Here is a 14,987-nt window from a genome sequence, read left to right on the forward strand (position 1 = left end):
TATCCCTGTCAATTTTGAAATCAGGATTAATAAATTATGAGCGATACACCAGAATCTACTCAATCTGCCGAAACTATCACCGTTGATATCCCAGCAAATCCCCTGGGATTAAACGCTGGCAATGGTTCCATTACTCAAGTTTCACCAGAAAGCTATACAGTTAATTTACCCGACGGCGTGAAACAAGCTCTTGATATCTTGGCTGAGTTTCCGACTTATTTGGGTCAGACTTACGCCAACAACAAGCGTGCTGTCACTATTGTGGGCTTAATCTTGGGGATTATCGTTGGCGTCAAGCTGACTTTGGCAATTCTATCGGCTGTGAATGAAATTCCGTTACTTGCACCTACTTTTGAATTAGTGGGCATTGGGTATGCTAGTTGGTTTGTATATCGCTATCTTCTCCAAGCCTCCACTCGGAAGGAACTAACTGATGAGATTGATAGTTTCAAAACCGAAATTTTTGGCAACAAGAACGCCTAGCGGCAATCGTCAAGTCGATTAATCTACTGTTTACTTAGATACCACCGATCGATCGGTGGTATTTTATTGACTCCAGCCATTCACCATCCACCATCCACTATCCACTTCAGTCTCTGGATAGTTCAGCTTTTCGCTAGTAGCCATAATCCACACAGAGCCGCGATCGTCAACATCAGCGCGATCGCGATAAAGTTATTATCTTGAGTATTGACCTGAGTCAGATCTACAGGGGCATATTTTTCATCGATCGATCGCGGCTGGGGCGGTGATAATGGAGCTGGCGTCCGATTGACAGCCATCTTATCATCGCCCCCTTCCAGATGCGATAAGTCAGGAATTTTGGTCAACCACTCATCGCGCCGGATCAGTTCTGGAGCCTGCATGATATACAGCAGTCGTTTACTCGCTTGGCGAGTATCGAGATCGGGATGGCTGGCGAGTTTTTGACATAGAGCCTTGGCTTCAGGGATTTTCCCCGCAGCTTCATAAGCTGTCACCAACCACACTTGTACTTCCCCACCGATGCGGGTATTTGGCTGTACTTGCGCTACAGCAGCCAATAAACAACTGACAGCTTGGCGGTACTCTCCCCGCTCGAAGGCAATTTGTCCAGCCTGGTAATCAGAATCAAAAGTCACAATCAAAAAATAAGTGTAAATGTGTTGCACAAAGCAGATGGGGCTTTCCTCTCTCCCTCTTACTCCCCTCCTTGGAGGGGCTGGGGGTGGGTTCCAAGGAGGGTTGGGGCTGTTCCTAGAGCTTCTCCTTGAGTTATCCTGCCATAGGCACAAGATAGACGACGCAACAACTTAAACGGGCTTCTGCATACACGGTAGATCCCCGCTACATCGTCGCTGAAGAAACAATCATCGACCCAGTACCATTATCGGTGAAAATTTCGAGTAAGAGGGAGTGCGGCAATCGTCCATCGATAATATGCGCGGCTTTGACACCTTGAGCCAGACTGCGAACGCAACAAGTCAACTTCGGAATCATCCCGCCGCTGACGGTACCATCTTCAATCAGCGCGCGCGCTCCAGAAATATCTAAGTGACGAATCAAAGTATCTGGATCTTTGAAGTTCCGCATCAACCCTGGCGTATCAGTCATCAAGATCAGTTTTTCGGCTCCCAATGCAGCCGCAATTTCACCAGCAACCGTATCGGCATTGATATTATATGCCTGTCCGTTTTCATCAGCAGCGACACTGGAGACGACGGGAATATAGCCACTCTTGACTAAGGTATTGAGAATATCGACATTGACACCACTCACCTCACCCACAAATCCGATCCCTTCGCGACCGTCAGGACGTGCCACGATTAAGTTACCATCTTTGCCGCACAGCCCCACGGCATTACCACCACAACGAGCGATGAGGGAGACAATTTCTTTATTCACTCGTCCGACTAAAACCATTTCCACAACGTCCATCGTCGCCGCATCGGTAACGCGCAAACCATCTTTGAATTGTGGCTCGATGCCGAGTTTTTCTAGCCAACTATTGATTTCGGGACCACCACCATGAACTAAGACGGGACGAATGCCGACGCAGGACATAAAAACTAAATCGCGAATTACATCCTCTTTGAGAGAACTATCTTTCATGGCTGCGCCGCCATATTTGACCACTACGGTACGTCCGGCGAATTTTTGGATGTAGGGCAAGGCTTCGCTAAGTACCCGCACGCGGGTGGCATCTTCGTTGGAGTGGTTCATGCTGGAGAGGGTTGGAGTCTGGCGATCGGTACTGGCAATAGCCAAGATTTTAGCAGTTTAGCTCGTGTCTATGCAGATCGAGTTATTCGGGAATTTAGATCTGAACTGTCGATACGATTTTTAGATGAGTGTGAATATTGTTATTGTGGAATCGATATAACTGGTGTAACATATTCTCAATAAATCGATATGATACATGTCGAAATTTATTGCTCTTCATAGAGCTAATTTAACCCCGAATATCGACTAAAGAATAGTACAAATGAACAAAAATCTTGCATTAGGGCTAGCTACTCTAGCTCTATCGATCGCAAATGCTCCAAATGCCCAAGCCGCATTGATTAACGGAGTGACGGCTTCAACTAACATGACAGGCTCTTCGGGATTTGAGATAAATAATATAGCCAACGGCTCAGGGTTATCTTCCCTCAGTCTAACAGCAACTCACTCTCAATCTTCAATTGCTAATGCCTGGACTAGTGGGTTGAATCCGGCTAGTACGGGTAACTTTACCTTTAACTTAAATGGACTTTATAGCCTATCTGGTCTTAGTGTGTGGAATTGGAACAACAACACCTTAGTTGGTGTTAAGGGTGTAAATGTTCTCACCTCAACTGATGGCATTAATTTTACCGTGGTAGGAGATGCGCCTACTCAGTTTGCGGCTGGAGAGGATCCTGGACCCGAATCGCCAGAGCGGTTCAGTTTTGCGCCAGTTAGTGCATCCTATGTCAGGTTTAACGTGCTGAGTAACCAAGGCTTGGGCATAGGTTTATCAGAAGTTCAATTTGATGGATCTCCTTCAGCAACAGCAGTACCCGAACCCTTGACGATCGTGGGTACATTGGCGGGTTTCGGCGGAGGTGCTGCATTGAAGCTGCGGCTGAGAGGTGTTAAGTCGAAGTCTGTGTAGATGGTGGGGATATTTCTCGAAAAATAGGGTAGGGGCAATTCATGAATTGCCCCTACCCTATTTTTCGAGCGATCGAATCCATTCGAGTTCTGTTCGGGTAGCCAACGAGTGGAAATGTTAGAATCCTGAAATATATGCTTGCCAGAGGTGTACAGATGACAGTTGCGATCGAGAAAATGACACTAGCGGAATTCCTTGCCTATGACGATGGTACGGATAAGTTATATGAGCTAGAAAATGGAGAACTAATCGATATGCCATCTGAGAGCGAAATCAATCGTCGCATTGCAGCGTTTCTGTTCGTATATTTCAGCCAGTTGGGTATTCCAGCCTATCGGTTGACGATGAAGACAGAGATGGCGGTAAGTGGTTCGCGAGTATCCGTGCGAGTACCAGATTTACTGGTGTTGTCTGAAGAATTAGCGACGGCAATGGAGAGAGCGACTAGATCGATCGTGTTGATGGATATGCCGCCACCATTACTCGTCGTGGAAGTTGTCAGCCCGAACCAAGAAAAAAGAGATTATCGTTACAAGCGCACGGAATACGCGGCTAGGGGCATTGCCGAATATTGGATCGTCGATCCGATCGTCCGAAAGGTGACAGTATTGGAATGGATAGAGGGTTTGTATGAAGAGAAGGTATTTGCGGGAGATAATAAAATAGAGTCAAGTGTATTGGAGAATCTAGATCTGACAGTCGATCGAGTGTTACAGGGACGTTAAGCTAAAAAGCCATCGATCTACTGTGCCGCGATCGCCAGTAAAATATCTAGTGTTCGATCGCAAGGCAAGCACTATGACTCAAACTTATCGCATCACACTATTGGCTGGGGATGGGATCGGCCCAGAAATTATGGCAGTAGCTGTAGATGTCCTGAAGTTGGTAGCCACACAAGAAGATATCAACTTTGAATTTACAGCGGCTTTAATTGGTGGTGCGGCGATCGAGGCAACAGGTGAACCCTTGCCAGCAGCGACTTTGGACACCTGCAAGCAGAGTGATGGGGTCTTACTTGCCGCCATCGGTGGTTATCAGTGGGACAACTTGCCGCGTCATCTCCGCCCAGAGACAGGTTTATTGGGCTTGAGAGCGGGTTTGGGTCTATTTGCCAATCTCAGACCTGCGGCAGTTTTACCCCAGCTGATCGACGCTTCTAGCCTCAAACGGGAGATCGTGGAGGGGGTGGATATGATGGTCGTCAGAGAGCTGACGGGTGGGGTGTATTTTGGCGAACCCAAGGGAATTTTCACAACTGAGACGGGTGAAAAACGCGGGGTGAATACGATGGCATATACAGATAGTGAAATCGATCGGATTGCCAAAGTTGGTTTTGAAACCGCCCGCAAACGTGCTAAAAAGCTCTGCTCGGTCGATAAGGCAAATGTGTTGGAAGTCTCTCAATTATGGCGCGATCGAGTCACCGCGATGGCAAAAGACTATCCTGATGTCGAACTCACCCACATGTATGTAGACAATGCCGCGATGCAGCTAGTCCGCGCCCCCAAACAGTTTGACACGATCGTCACCAGCAATCTGTTTGGTGATATCCTCTCTGACGCTGCTGCCATGTTGACGGGCAGTATCGGGATGCTACCTTCGGCGAGTCTGGGTGCGACTGGGTTGGGGGTATTTGAACCAGTTCATGGCTCGGCTCCAGATATCGCGGGACAAGACAAAGCCAATCCCCTAGCACAAGTGCTGAGTGCAGCGATGCTACTTCGCTACGGCTTGAACAAATCAACTGCGGCAGATCGGATCGAACGCGCGGTGTTAAAAGTTTTGGATCTGGGCTACAGAACTGGTGATATTATGTCAGCAGATATGACTGTAGTTGGCTGTCAGGAGATGGGTCGAGTCTTGATTGCCGCCCTAGAGTAAGCCTAGTTATCGATGTCCGATCGTCACTCCTACACCCAGATCTGCACTCCAGATCCAGCTAAATCTGCGAGTGTCGATGGCTCCCACCCGAGTTACCATTAGTGTCACCCGATCTCTCTTAAAATATTTCCAGGTAATTTTAGGAGTAACTACCATGTTTACATTTGAGCCGCGCAAAGTTAAAGCTACTGCCATGCCCCAGCCAGATGCCTATGGAATGTACGATCCAGCTCTCCTTAGGGCTGCTAAAGATATTTATAGTTTCTATTGCCAGATTAACCCCGATCGCGATCGACGACGACAACCGATCGGGGTAGCTATGAATCAACACGATTATCGCGGCAAATTGATCTTTAGCAGTTGTCCAGTGTTGTTACCTGAAGAGTGTTTTGTCTCAGTTACCCAATTGGAAACCGAGATGAATTAACTCTGGTTGCTCTACACTCAAAGTGGTTAAAACCACTCCTCGGAGTGCAAAGTCCGCCTAAGCGGACTGATTTCTTAGTCCGCTTAGGCGGACTTTGCATCATTAGCCCCGATTTCAATCGGCGGCAATACCCAAAGAGCCGACATGGAGCATCAGGGCTACGACTGGGGAATTATAGATTTAGGTTGTCTATCTCTGTAGCCGTTGGCAGCATCTTAATAGTAGTGAATATTTATGACACGATCGTCCAAGTAATTATCTTCTGGTTGGGTGCGGCGATCGGGAGTTTTCTCAATGTCGTCGTGTACCGCGTTCCGGCTGGCTTGTCCGTGATTTGGCCGCCGTCGCGATGTCCCAAATGCCTCCACCAATTAGGCATGGGTGAAAATATCCCGATCTTGGGTTGGCTATTACTACGTGGCAAATGCCGCCATTGTCGCACCCCGATCTCGTCGCGTTATCCGCTGATCGAAGCGTTAACGGCGGTAATTTTTGTAATTGTTTACAATCGGTTCGGACTATCGATCCAGACAATCGGCTACTCGCTGCTGATGTGTTGGCTGCTGGCACTCACCCTGATCGATCTCGACACGATGACGTTGCCCAATCCCCTCACCCAATCGGGGTTAGTATTGGGATTAGTCTTTCAATTTGTAGCAGGTTATCTCGATAACAATCATTCGATCGTAGGCAGTAAGGAGTATCTGATCCAGGGTATTTTGGGGATGGTACTGGGGATCTGGATCTATGACATCATTCTCATTGTTGGTAGTATGATGATGGGTCAAGCCGCTCAAGGTGGCGGTGATGCCAAATTGATGGCGATGGTGGGAGCTTGGAGTAGCTGGAAAGTTGTCCTCTTAGCTGGAGGTTTGGCATCGGTATTGGCGATCGGCGGATTTATGGCTGTGGCTGGCTACTCCACGCTCAAAAGTGGTGGCAAAGCCGGAGCCAATAAGCTGATCGAACCCCTCCCGCTGGGGCCATTTATCGCTCTCGGTGCAACGATATCGTTGTTTGGAGGAGATTGGTTGATGGCTACTTATCAACAGTCGATCCAGTCTCCCGATCGATATCTATTTGCCATCCCATTATTAATTGTGCTGATCGCATTACTATTCTGGACGCGAAAAATGCGCTTGCGTAGCTCGTGATTTGTAGCTGTATATGGATGCAAAAAGGGTGCCTATACATAGGCACCCTCTCGTAGGGTGTGTGAGGCGGCAAGCCGTAACGCACCAGATCGAGTTAGTAACAATTAGCCACGACGTAAGTTGAGTAACTCTTTTGGCGAAGCTAAAAGATCGATCGCGACGAAGAAGATCTTACCTTGAGGATCGAGCAGGAACCGCCAAGCGATGTTCATGCCGACACTGGCACCAAACCAGGGAGTTTGGACTTTACCCGTGACTTTGACTTGAGTATAGCCATCATCGATCGGCTCGACGACACCGCGCTCTGGTAACATTTTCAAGCCTACACATTCTTCACGCATGTAAGTGAGGATTGCTGCTGGGCCGACGACTGGAGCTTGGAATGGCGGCTGGAGCGCACCTTCTTCGACAAACAAACTCGATGCCGCCATGAAGTCAAAGGCATTCATGTTGTCGATATAGCTCAGAACGGTGTAGTTGTCTACACCTTCGATCGCTGCACGCGATCGATCGGCAAAAGCGCGAGGGGTAACTGATGGTGCTTCGCGTTTGTCATAGTCTTGTCCGCGTGCTGGATCGTAACCCATGTTGACTACTGTATTCCGCAGTACCGTGATTTGTTGTCCGGCATCGAGCTGCTTGATGGTTTCGAGCAAGGCAGTGGCTTCGGGAGAGGGGACATAGCCAGCCGGAATCGGTGCGACCATACCCTGTTTCATCATTTGTCCCAATTCATACCAAAAACCCAGTTTGGTATTCATCCGAAATGCGGTAAACGTCCGACAAAGCGGTGTATCGGTGTGCATGGCTAGATCGGTCATTACTTGAGTCTGATCCGCAGGCTGCATCGCCTTGATCTGGTCGAGCAGGGGTTGTGCTAGTGCCATACTTGCCGAACCTGTCGCCGCTGGCGTAATCGTGATGCCCATTTCAGTGTAAGCGTACCAAAGCAAAGCTAGTTGATCTTCGACGCTCAATTGGTCGAAGGCTGCGGTAACGGCGGGAACTGCATCAGCAATTAGAGTGTTTGCAAAAATTGACTGAGCAGACTTGAGTGAAATAGACATAAATACTACGACTCCTTAAAGGATAAATTGATATTTGTCAGGTTTTGTTTATAAAACTTTACTGTCTCACTATAATACCAGAATACGCCCCACCCAAAACACAAGTTATCTCAGTAACGATCGCTTGGTTGTGCAAAATGTATTGCATTTTGTAATAGATAGGTCTAATCCGTTACTAAGGAAACTCGACCGATGACTCCTATTCAAGAACTAAAGAATAGTTTACCGCTACAGGTAGCCATCGCGATCGGGGGAGTCTAGATCGTGAGGATGTGGATTGGCTTTGAGGCGCAACTAGAGAGGTTGCGTCTGAGTAGTTGGCATGGGATCTATACCGGACTATTTATAGCAACCGCCAAGGCAGTTAGGACAGCACAGCGATTAAAATCGCCGCTAGTGCTGCAAAGTCCGCCTACGCGGACTGAGATCTAGAGTGTCTTAACCGATGTGGCGACTACTATATCATCACTCCCCGTACCTTCCCTGGCGGCAATTGGATCGGTAGCCGATCGGATATCCGCAAATTTTCTTAACCATTGCTTAATAAATGTAGGTACAATGGCTATGGGTCGAAATGAACAAATCCGATTTTATTCATCCGATCGAGCGATTGACATGAATAAAGTTAGCCTCTGGCAACCAATTCATCACGCGATCGGCTCAGGAATTAGCCTCAATCTACTTACTATTTGCGTCGTTCGAGTGTGCTTAGCACAAACAAAATCTCATTAAAGTGCTGGAAAACACTGCCGCTCTGGCGTAGTAAGTAGCAGAATTACAGGTATGCAGTAATTCACCAACAACTTCAACAGCCTTGAGCTGAATGAACCATGTTCGACCTTGCCTCAGCACCCGCGATAGTTCGTGCAATCTCTAGTGCTTACCTCCTCTCCACTTGTTTGCTACTGAGCTTCACCACTTGTGGCTGGTGGATTGTCTCCCATCTCGAACACCAAGACACTCATCTCCACAAATGGTTTAGCTAAAACTCGATGCTGTCGATCGCCTAAATGATGCGCTTGAGTTGTAAGCGATCGACTCAATAGTTTTATAATCGGCTCAATTGCTGATAAGATAGTAAATCCTTGCTTCTGCCGTCACTGAGGTGAACTGCGTCGAAGCCAATATGTCCATAAGGAGAATCTGTGAGCGATAAATACGAAATCATGTACATCCTGCGTCCCGACTTATCGGATGAACAGGCCAACGAATCGATCGAGCGATATCGGAGTATCATTGAAACCAATGGTGCTACCGACATTGAAATCCAACAACGCGGCAAACGCCGCCTTGCTTATCTCATTGGCAAGAACCGCGATGGGATCTATGTTCAAGTCAACTTTACTGGTTCTGGCAAAGAAATCGCCCCATTAGAAAGAGCGATGCGTCTAAGTGAAGATGTCATCCGCTACTTGAGCCTCAAACTCGATCCACCCAAAAAAGCAGCCAAAGCAGCGGCGGCGGCACTTGCCGCTAGCGGCGAGGAAGCATAGTCTTTCGATTCAGATCGCTATATATCCACTCCAACAAGAGCCTGCTCATGCAGGCTCTTGTTGTTGCTAAGGGAGCGATCGTACCCGTGTCACGACAATCTGTATAGCAGTCGCCAAGGCGGTTAAGACACAATTAGTATTAGTCCGCGTAGGCGGACTTTGCAGCACTGGCAGCGATTGAAATCGCTGTACTGTCTGAATCGCACTGGCGGTTGCCATACATGTCAAATTAGCAGGGAAGCCCATCGGGTCAGATATCGCCCAAATTCTCTAGCAATAATTCGACCTGCTCCCGCTGCTGTGCCAAAAAATCTTCGCACTGCTGCAAAGACTCCACCGCTACGGCAAATTGACTGACTACCTCGCTCAACTCCAACTCACCACTTTCAATTTCTGCCAAGATTTCCTCAACTCGATCGACTGTCTGCTCGTACTTCCAGCTAGGTTTTTTTGCCATTATCGCTACTGATGACGATTACATTTACTTGCCCTTGACCCAGTTGTAGGCACAACTCCTCGCCGACAACTACCGCAGCAGCATCGCGGACGATCGATCCATCCTGCTGATGGACTAGGGCATAACCCCGCTGCAATACCAAGCGCGGATCGAGGGCTTGGCAGCGCGCACAGAGTCGCAACTGTTGTTGCTGCGCTGACTCCAATCTCCCAGTAATAGCGCGCCTGAGCCGCTGCTGGAGGTGCTTGAGCCGTTCGGCTTCGATTGCTAGATGCCGATCTGGTTTGATGCGTTCGCACCGCATCCGCACTTGACTCAACTGAGCCTGTTGGGCGGCGAGTACTCGTTTCATCGCGGCTTGAAGTCGCTCGATTCGCGCTCGATGCTCGTCCACGACGGTGGTGAGAGCGGGGACGACCAAGATCGCCGCTGCGGTGGGAGTAGCGGCGAGCGCATCTGCTGCGCGATCTGCTAGCGACTCATCTCGCTCGTGCCCGATCCCAGTCACCACTGGGATCGGGCACTCAGCAATCGCACGCACGACAATTTCACTATTGAAGCAGTTCAAATCCTCAGTCGCCCCGCCGCCTCTGGCGACAATTAATACTTCTGCCCGACCGTCAATCTGCACCCGCTGGATCGCCCGATCGATCGATCTGGGAGCTGCTTCCCCCTGTACCGTCGCTGGTGATAGCAATACCAATACCCCAGGATAACGCGATCGCAGCGTCTGCTGGATATCACCCCAAGCTGCCCCCGTCGGCGATGTGACGACCGCGATCGTCTGCGGGTATGCTGGGAGCGATCGCTTCCGCTCCACATCAAACAACCCTTCGGCTGTGAGCCGCTGTCTGAGCCGCTGTAATCTCAGAGCCTGCAAGCCTTCACCGATGGGGAGAACTTGCTGCACCTGAAATTGATATTTACCATGTGGAGCGTAGACAGCAAGCTGACCAAAAACGAGCACCTCCATCCCGATTTGGGGCTTTGTCTCCAGCTCTGAGATTTGAGATTTCCAGACAACGGCAGGGAGTGCGGCTTTGCCGACTTTATCCTTGAGGGTAAAGTAGATGCCCGATGGATGAAAGGTAGCACTAGCAATTTCACCACTCACCCAGACTTGCCGTAGTTGGGGGATCTGCAATGCACGTTCGATGTAGCTAGTCAAGCGATCGATCGAGATCGGATCGATGTGTGAATCGAGCAGCTCGGTGAGGAATTTATCCGGCATTGTTTAGCGGGAGTAAGTGCCGTCTAAGTATCGAATACTGGTGCTCATGCGGCGATTACCTCTCGGCGCGGCTCCGCCAACGCATAACACACTCTACATCAATTTAGCCGACCGTTTAGGATTACTATACTGGATCGGCAATAGTCGAGCGAGTAGAACTTAAGTAGGTAGGTGCAATTATTTATAAAATAAATTATACCTGAAACCTAGTTGGTGGGCACTGCCCACCCTACTCGATATCTCATATTTAATAATGCCCATCTACTTGATGAGATCGTCTCAATCAGTCTTTTTACACCAAAACTGCTGGATGAAAATCGATCGCTGACTAGTTTTTGAACGATCGTCCAGTTGTCAAATTTCAACTTGCAGCTAACTTAATCTTCGTCCCAAGCTTCAACTTCGATTAATTCGCTGACGGGATCTTGGAGGGTGAATCCAAAATCTAGTAATTCATTTTTCCAGTATTGCCATTTGTCACCGTAGAGGAAGGCAATCTTCCAAATGCGATCGCTCGGACTGAGAATCTTGGATGCGACCAAAGATGCGACTTGACGTTGCATTTTCACCATCGGGTGAAGCACTTGCTGAGTCATAGATAAAGATTTAATTGTTTTAATGCTTAATTGAAATTAGCTTCCCGTTCGATACTCGTCCTAAATTGGTTACGCCATGTGCTGGGGATAGCTGCATCTATACTTGTACCGCAAAAAGCTAGCTATTGTCAAATTTAATTTCAGTCAATTTTGCTACCGTTAACTAAGCGGAGGTAATTTTTACGAAGTATTTTTGAATAACGCCGCGATCGAGTCCGATATTCTGCTGGGGAAGCGATCGTCAAGGAGCGATAACCGCGCCTAGCGAGCGCGATTTATTGAATCGCTGTAAATAGCCAATTGACTGCGATACCTAGTACCGAACCAGCAATGACTTGGACAGGGGTATGTCCTAACAATTCTTTGAGTTTTTCTTCGTTGAACTTATGGTCATCAGAGAATAATTCGTCGATCATTTGATTGAGAATGCGGGCTTGTTTGCCTGCGGCTTGACGGACTCCAGCCGCATCGTACATGACGACAACCGCCAAGATGGTCGCGATCGCAAATTCAGCACTTTTCCAACCTAAACTTTCGCCGACCCCTGCCGCTAGAGCGGTAACTAATGCCGAATGAGCACTAGGCATCCCACCAGTAGTTGTCAATACTTTGACGCTAAATTTGCCATTGGAGATGACATCAATAATCAGTTTGAGTACCTGCGCGATCGTACACGCAGCAATGGCTACGATCAAAATGCGATTATCCAGAATCTGTACGATGTCGTTAACGATCGGGGTTGCTTGACTAACCACGTAAATGACCTAGAGTGAGGGAAGGTGTTAAGTTATCGCTAACAATTAGCATGAAAATACCTATCGATCTAAACTTGTTGTAGTTGGTGCAAACCGCGCTGATGGCTCAGCTCTAACTTGCTGTGCGAGCTAATTTTAGGCGATCGCATCATCGATCGAATTGCTGGCAACTGGACTAATTTTTACGAGCGGTAATATAGTCAGCTAGAGCTTGGAGCGGCTGGGCGCGATCGCCAAACTCATCGAGAATAGTTTTAGCTTCAGCTACTAGTTTATCAGCTTGACGTTTGGATTCCTCCAGTCCCCAAAGTTTGGGATAGGTGGCTTTTTGGGATGCGAGATCTTTGCCTGCAGTTTTGCCAAGTTCTGCCCCAGTGGCGGTGATATCGAGAATATCATCGATAATTTGGAAAGCCAAACCAATATTGTGAGCGAATTTGGCAAGTTTTTCGATCTCTGATGCTGTAGCTCCAGCGAGGATTGCGCCACAGACGACGCAGGCTTTGAGGAGGGCACCTGTTTTGTGATTGTGGATGTAGGTAAGTGTCTCGATCGAAATATCGGGTTTGGCTTCGGATTCGAGATCGACGACTTGTCCGCCGACTAAACCATTGGCACCGACTGCTCTGGCTAAATGGGCGATCGCTTGGAGTACTTTGTCAGCACTGACCCCCTGAGTCTGGGTAGCTATATACTCAAACGCATAGGCTAGTAAGCCATCGCCAGCGAGGATGGCAATATCTTCACCATAGACCTTGTGATTTGTCAACTTACCCCGCCGATAATCATCATCATCCATCGCTGGTAAATCATCATGGATCAGCGACATGGTATGTACCATTTCCAGCGCACAAGCCATCGGCATGACTAGATCGGTATTTCCCCCAATCATTTCGCAACTAGCAAGACAGAGGATCGGACGCAACCGCTTGCCACCCGCTAGTAAGGAGTACCTCATCGCGGCATAGATGGTATCTGGATAGCCAGGACGAATCGCCGCGTCTAAGGCTGCCTCGATCTGCGGTTGACGCTCGGCGAGATAGGCTACCAGCTCGAAGGTAGTGGTGGGAGAAGTTTCCTGGTGACTAGTCATTGGCGATCGAGTATGGAGGTCTAATCTATATAGCTCTTGTCTCCACCATTTTACGAGGGATTGGCTCTTTTGAGGAAGTTGGCTCAATTGGGCGATCGTCTGATGTACTGCCAGAGCGAATCGCTGTCTTGTCTTGACGCACACAAATGGGAGGGAGCCTCCCGTTCGATGCGTCGCTGTCACAGCGAGATCTGGAGGGAACCGCCGCGTGAATCAGCAATTATCAATTATCAATTAATTTAACCCCTCTGATGGCTAAATCCAACAGTTCGATCGGGTGGAGGATCTGAGTCTGATGTCCTTGCAGCTCCAGATGTTTAGCAATTTGCAAAGTACAGCCAGGATTGGCTGAGGCAATCACAGTCGCGCCAGTATTTACTAAGTTGTTCACCTTTTGACGACCGAGTTCGTTGGCTGTCTCAGGTTGGAGCATATTATAAACCCCAGCACTACCGCAACAGAGTGCCGCGTCTAATGGCTCGGTGAGGGTGATATTGGGGATTTGGTTGAGGAGTTGACGCGGTTGGCTGCTAATTTTTTGACCGTGCAATAAGTGACAGGCATCCTGATAAACCAAGGTCAGCGGCTCGATCGAGATCGGTGATAATGGCGTAGTCAGTTTGATATCAGCTAAAAATTCTTGAACGTCTTTGACTTTAGCTGAAAAATCGATCGCTCTTTGGAGATATTCTGGATCGTCTTTGAGCAATTCGCCGTATTCTTTGAGTGTATGTCCGCAACCAGCAGCATTGATAATAATCGCATCGACATCTGTAGCGGTGAAACTGTCAATCATTTGTCTGGCAAGTGTTTTGGCTTGTTCTTCTTGCCCTTGATGGTGTGGTAGAGCAGCACAGCAACCTTGAGCTGGAGGGATGACAATTTCGCAACCATTGGCTGTCAACACTTTGACAGTCGCTTGATTGACGCGATCGAAAAATAGCCGCTGGACACAGCCCAAAATCATCCCTACTCGATATCTTTGCGTACCTTGAGCGGGAATCAATTCTGGTAAAGTATCTTGAAATGTACTCAAAGATAACTCGGGGAGATTTGACTCCATTCCCGCTAAATGTGGCGATATTTTTTCAATTATGCCTGTTTTTCGGATCGTTTTTTGGAGACCAAGTTTCTGATAGATAAATAATGGAATCAGTAATAATCGCAGTCGATTGGGATAGGGAAATAACCCAAAAATAAATTGTCGATACAACCGCTCGACGAGCGGACGCTGATAATTGCGCTCGATTTGGGGACGCATTGCTGCGATCAGTTTATCGTACTGGACTCCAGACGGGCAGGTAGTGGTGCAAGCCAAGCAACCCAAGCAACTATCGAAATGACTGACAACCGCTGGTGTCAGCTCAATTTCGCCCTGGTTGAGAGCATCCATCATGTACACTCTCCCCCGTGGTGAATCCATTTCGGTACCCAAGACGCGGTAACTGGGGCAAGTGGACAGACAAAAACCACAATGCACGCAAGCGTCAATGAGTTTGGGTGCTGGGGGATGCTGAGAGTCGAGGGTGGGTGATGACATGAAGATTGTTAGAGAGTTGATAGTGGATAGTCGATCGCGAATTAAGACGGCGAGGTTTGGATGAAAGGGATTTAGAACCCTATTTTTTGGTAATTATTTATTATCGGAGATCGCTCTTGAGCTGAAGTAAGTCAAAAATACCGCTCCCACAACTCAACTATTCACCATTCACCATCCA

20 protein-coding genes are annotated in these 14,987 nt (G+C 48.3%); 8 read left to right on the forward strand and 12 right to left on the reverse strand.

Going from position 1 to position 14,987, the window contains the following annotated elements; genetic code table 11:
* Positions 1 to 36 precede the first annotated feature (36 nt).
* Positions 37 to 483: a CAAD domain-containing protein gene (locus ACEW9I_RS12230; protein WP_373540611.1), complete on the forward strand. Its 447-nt coding sequence runs from the start codon at positions 37 to 39 to the stop codon at positions 481 to 483.
* Positions 484 to 605: 122 nt separating this feature from the next.
* Here the strand turns inward: ACEW9I_RS12230 and ACEW9I_RS12235 are convergent, their stop codons facing one another.
* Complete coding sequence (locus ACEW9I_RS12235) at positions 606 to 1,151, reverse strand: hypothetical protein (RefSeq protein ID WP_373540612.1); 546 nt, start codon at positions 1,149 to 1,151, stop codon at positions 606 to 608.
* 175 nt (positions 1,152 to 1,326) lie between these two features.
* Entirely contained in the window at positions 1,327 to 2,202 is an 876-nt protein-coding gene (gene argB / locus ACEW9I_RS12240) for an acetylglutamate kinase (RefSeq protein ID WP_373540747.1), read from the reverse strand.
* 262 nt (positions 2,203 to 2,464) lie between these two features.
* Here argB and ACEW9I_RS12245 point away from each other — a divergent pair, with 262 nt between their 5' ends.
* From ACEW9I_RS12245 to leuB, 3 genes are all read left to right on the forward strand, one after another.
* Positions 2,465 to 3,115, forward strand: coding sequence for a PEP-CTERM sorting domain-containing protein (locus ACEW9I_RS12245; RefSeq protein ID WP_373540613.1), 651 nt, complete (start codon positions 2,465 to 2,467; stop codon positions 3,113 to 3,115).
* A gap of 155 nt (positions 3,116 to 3,270) precedes the next feature.
* The gene (locus ACEW9I_RS12250; RefSeq protein ID WP_373540614.1) at positions 3,271 to 3,840 is read left to right on the forward strand and encodes a Uma2 family endonuclease; all 570 of its coding nucleotides are present in this window, start codon (positions 3,271 to 3,273) and stop codon (positions 3,838 to 3,840) included.
* Between the two features lie 73 nt (positions 3,841 to 3,913).
* Complete coding sequence (gene leuB / locus ACEW9I_RS12255) at positions 3,914 to 4,996, forward strand: 3-isopropylmalate dehydrogenase (protein WP_373540615.1); 1,083 nt, start codon at positions 3,914 to 3,916, stop codon at positions 4,994 to 4,996.
* Positions 4,997 to 5,002: 6 nt separating this feature from the next.
* On the opposite strand, the gene ACEW9I_RS12260 is transcribed toward leuB, so the two are convergent.
* Positions 5,003 to 5,152, reverse strand: a complete 150-nt coding sequence (locus ACEW9I_RS12260) for a hypothetical protein (protein WP_373540616.1) — start codon at positions 5,150 to 5,152, stop codon at positions 5,003 to 5,005.
* Between ACEW9I_RS12260 and ACEW9I_RS12265 the strand changes: the two genes are divergently transcribed.
* A complete protein-coding gene (locus ACEW9I_RS12265) occupies positions 5,151 to 5,423 on the forward strand; it encodes a hypothetical protein (RefSeq protein WP_373540617.1) in 273 nt (90 codons plus the stop codon). The genes ACEW9I_RS12260 and ACEW9I_RS12265 overlap by 2 nt on opposite strands.
* A 185-nt stretch (positions 5,424 to 5,608) precedes the next feature.
* Positions 5,609 to 6,577, forward strand: coding sequence for an A24 family peptidase (locus ACEW9I_RS12270; RefSeq protein WP_373540618.1), 969 nt, complete (start codon positions 5,609 to 5,611; stop codon positions 6,575 to 6,577).
* 104 nt (positions 6,578 to 6,681) lie between these two features.
* Here the strand turns inward: ACEW9I_RS12270 and ACEW9I_RS12275 are convergent, their stop codons facing one another.
* Complete coding sequence (locus ACEW9I_RS12275; RefSeq protein ID WP_373540619.1) at positions 6,682 to 7,644, reverse strand: orange carotenoid protein N-terminal domain-containing protein; 963 nt, start codon at positions 7,642 to 7,644, stop codon at positions 6,682 to 6,684.
* 270 nt (positions 7,645 to 7,914) lie between these two features.
* Here ACEW9I_RS12275 and ACEW9I_RS12280 point away from each other — a divergent pair, with 270 nt between their 5' ends.
* On the forward strand, positions 7,915 to 8,076 hold the full coding sequence (locus tag ACEW9I_RS12280) for a hypothetical protein (RefSeq protein ID WP_373540620.1): 162 nt from the start codon (positions 7,915 to 7,917) through the stop codon (positions 8,074 to 8,076).
* A 470-nt stretch (positions 8,077 to 8,546) separates the two neighbouring features.
* Here the strand turns inward: ACEW9I_RS12280 and ACEW9I_RS12285 are convergent, their stop codons facing one another.
* Complete coding sequence (locus tag ACEW9I_RS12285; RefSeq protein ID WP_373540621.1) at positions 8,547 to 8,687, reverse strand: hypothetical protein; 141 nt, start codon at positions 8,685 to 8,687, stop codon at positions 8,547 to 8,549.
* A gap of 102 nt (positions 8,688 to 8,789) precedes the next feature.
* Here ACEW9I_RS12285 and rpsF point away from each other — a divergent pair, with 102 nt between their 5' ends.
* Positions 8,790 to 9,137: a 30S ribosomal protein S6 gene (rpsF, locus tag ACEW9I_RS12290; protein ID WP_373540622.1), complete on the forward strand. Its 348-nt coding sequence runs from the start codon at positions 8,790 to 8,792 to the stop codon at positions 9,135 to 9,137.
* 66 nt (positions 9,138 to 9,203) lie between these two features.
* On the opposite strand, the gene ACEW9I_RS12295 is transcribed toward rpsF, so the two are convergent.
* The 7 genes from ACEW9I_RS12295 to ACEW9I_RS12325 all read right to left on the reverse strand — a co-directional run bounded on the left by ACEW9I_RS12295 (position 9,204) and on the right by ACEW9I_RS12325 (position 14,809).
* Positions 9,204 to 9,383 carry a hypothetical protein gene (locus ACEW9I_RS12295; RefSeq protein ID WP_373540623.1) on the reverse strand — a complete coding sequence of 60 codons (180 nt, stop codon included), beginning with the start codon at positions 9,381 to 9,383 and terminating at the stop codon, positions 9,204 to 9,206.
* 4 nt (positions 9,384 to 9,387) lie between these two features.
* A complete protein-coding gene (gene xseB, locus ACEW9I_RS12300; RefSeq protein WP_373540624.1) occupies positions 9,388 to 9,594 on the reverse strand; it encodes an exodeoxyribonuclease VII small subunit in 207 nt (68 codons plus the stop codon).
* A complete protein-coding gene (gene xseA / locus ACEW9I_RS12305) occupies positions 9,578 to 10,825 on the reverse strand; it encodes an exodeoxyribonuclease VII large subunit (RefSeq protein ID WP_373540625.1) in 1,248 nt (415 codons plus the stop codon). Before xseA ends, xseB begins: the two co-directional genes overlap by 17 nt.
* A 377-nt stretch (positions 10,826 to 11,202) precedes the next feature.
* Positions 11,203 to 11,421: a DUF4327 family protein gene (locus tag ACEW9I_RS12310; protein WP_373540626.1), complete on the reverse strand. Its 219-nt coding sequence runs from the start codon at positions 11,419 to 11,421 to the stop codon at positions 11,203 to 11,205.
* A gap of 275 nt (positions 11,422 to 11,696) precedes the next feature.
* Positions 11,697 to 12,176, reverse strand: a complete 480-nt coding sequence (locus ACEW9I_RS12315) for a divergent PAP2 family protein (protein ID WP_373540627.1) — start codon at positions 12,174 to 12,176, stop codon at positions 11,697 to 11,699.
* A 175-nt stretch (positions 12,177 to 12,351) separates the two neighbouring features.
* Entirely contained in the window at positions 12,352 to 13,269 is a 918-nt protein-coding gene (gene crtE, locus ACEW9I_RS12320) for a geranylgeranyl diphosphate synthase CrtE (protein WP_373540748.1), read from the reverse strand.
* A gap of 223 nt (positions 13,270 to 13,492) precedes the next feature.
* Positions 13,493 to 14,809, reverse strand: a complete 1,317-nt coding sequence (locus ACEW9I_RS12325; protein WP_373540628.1) for a (Fe-S)-binding protein — start codon at positions 14,807 to 14,809, stop codon at positions 13,493 to 13,495.
* Positions 14,810 to 14,987: the final 178 nt, after the last annotated feature.

The sequence above is a fragment of the Chamaesiphon sp. genome (assembly GCF_041738855.1).
GTDB lineage: Bacteria > Cyanobacteriota > Cyanobacteriia > Cyanobacteriales > Chamaesiphonaceae > Chamaesiphon.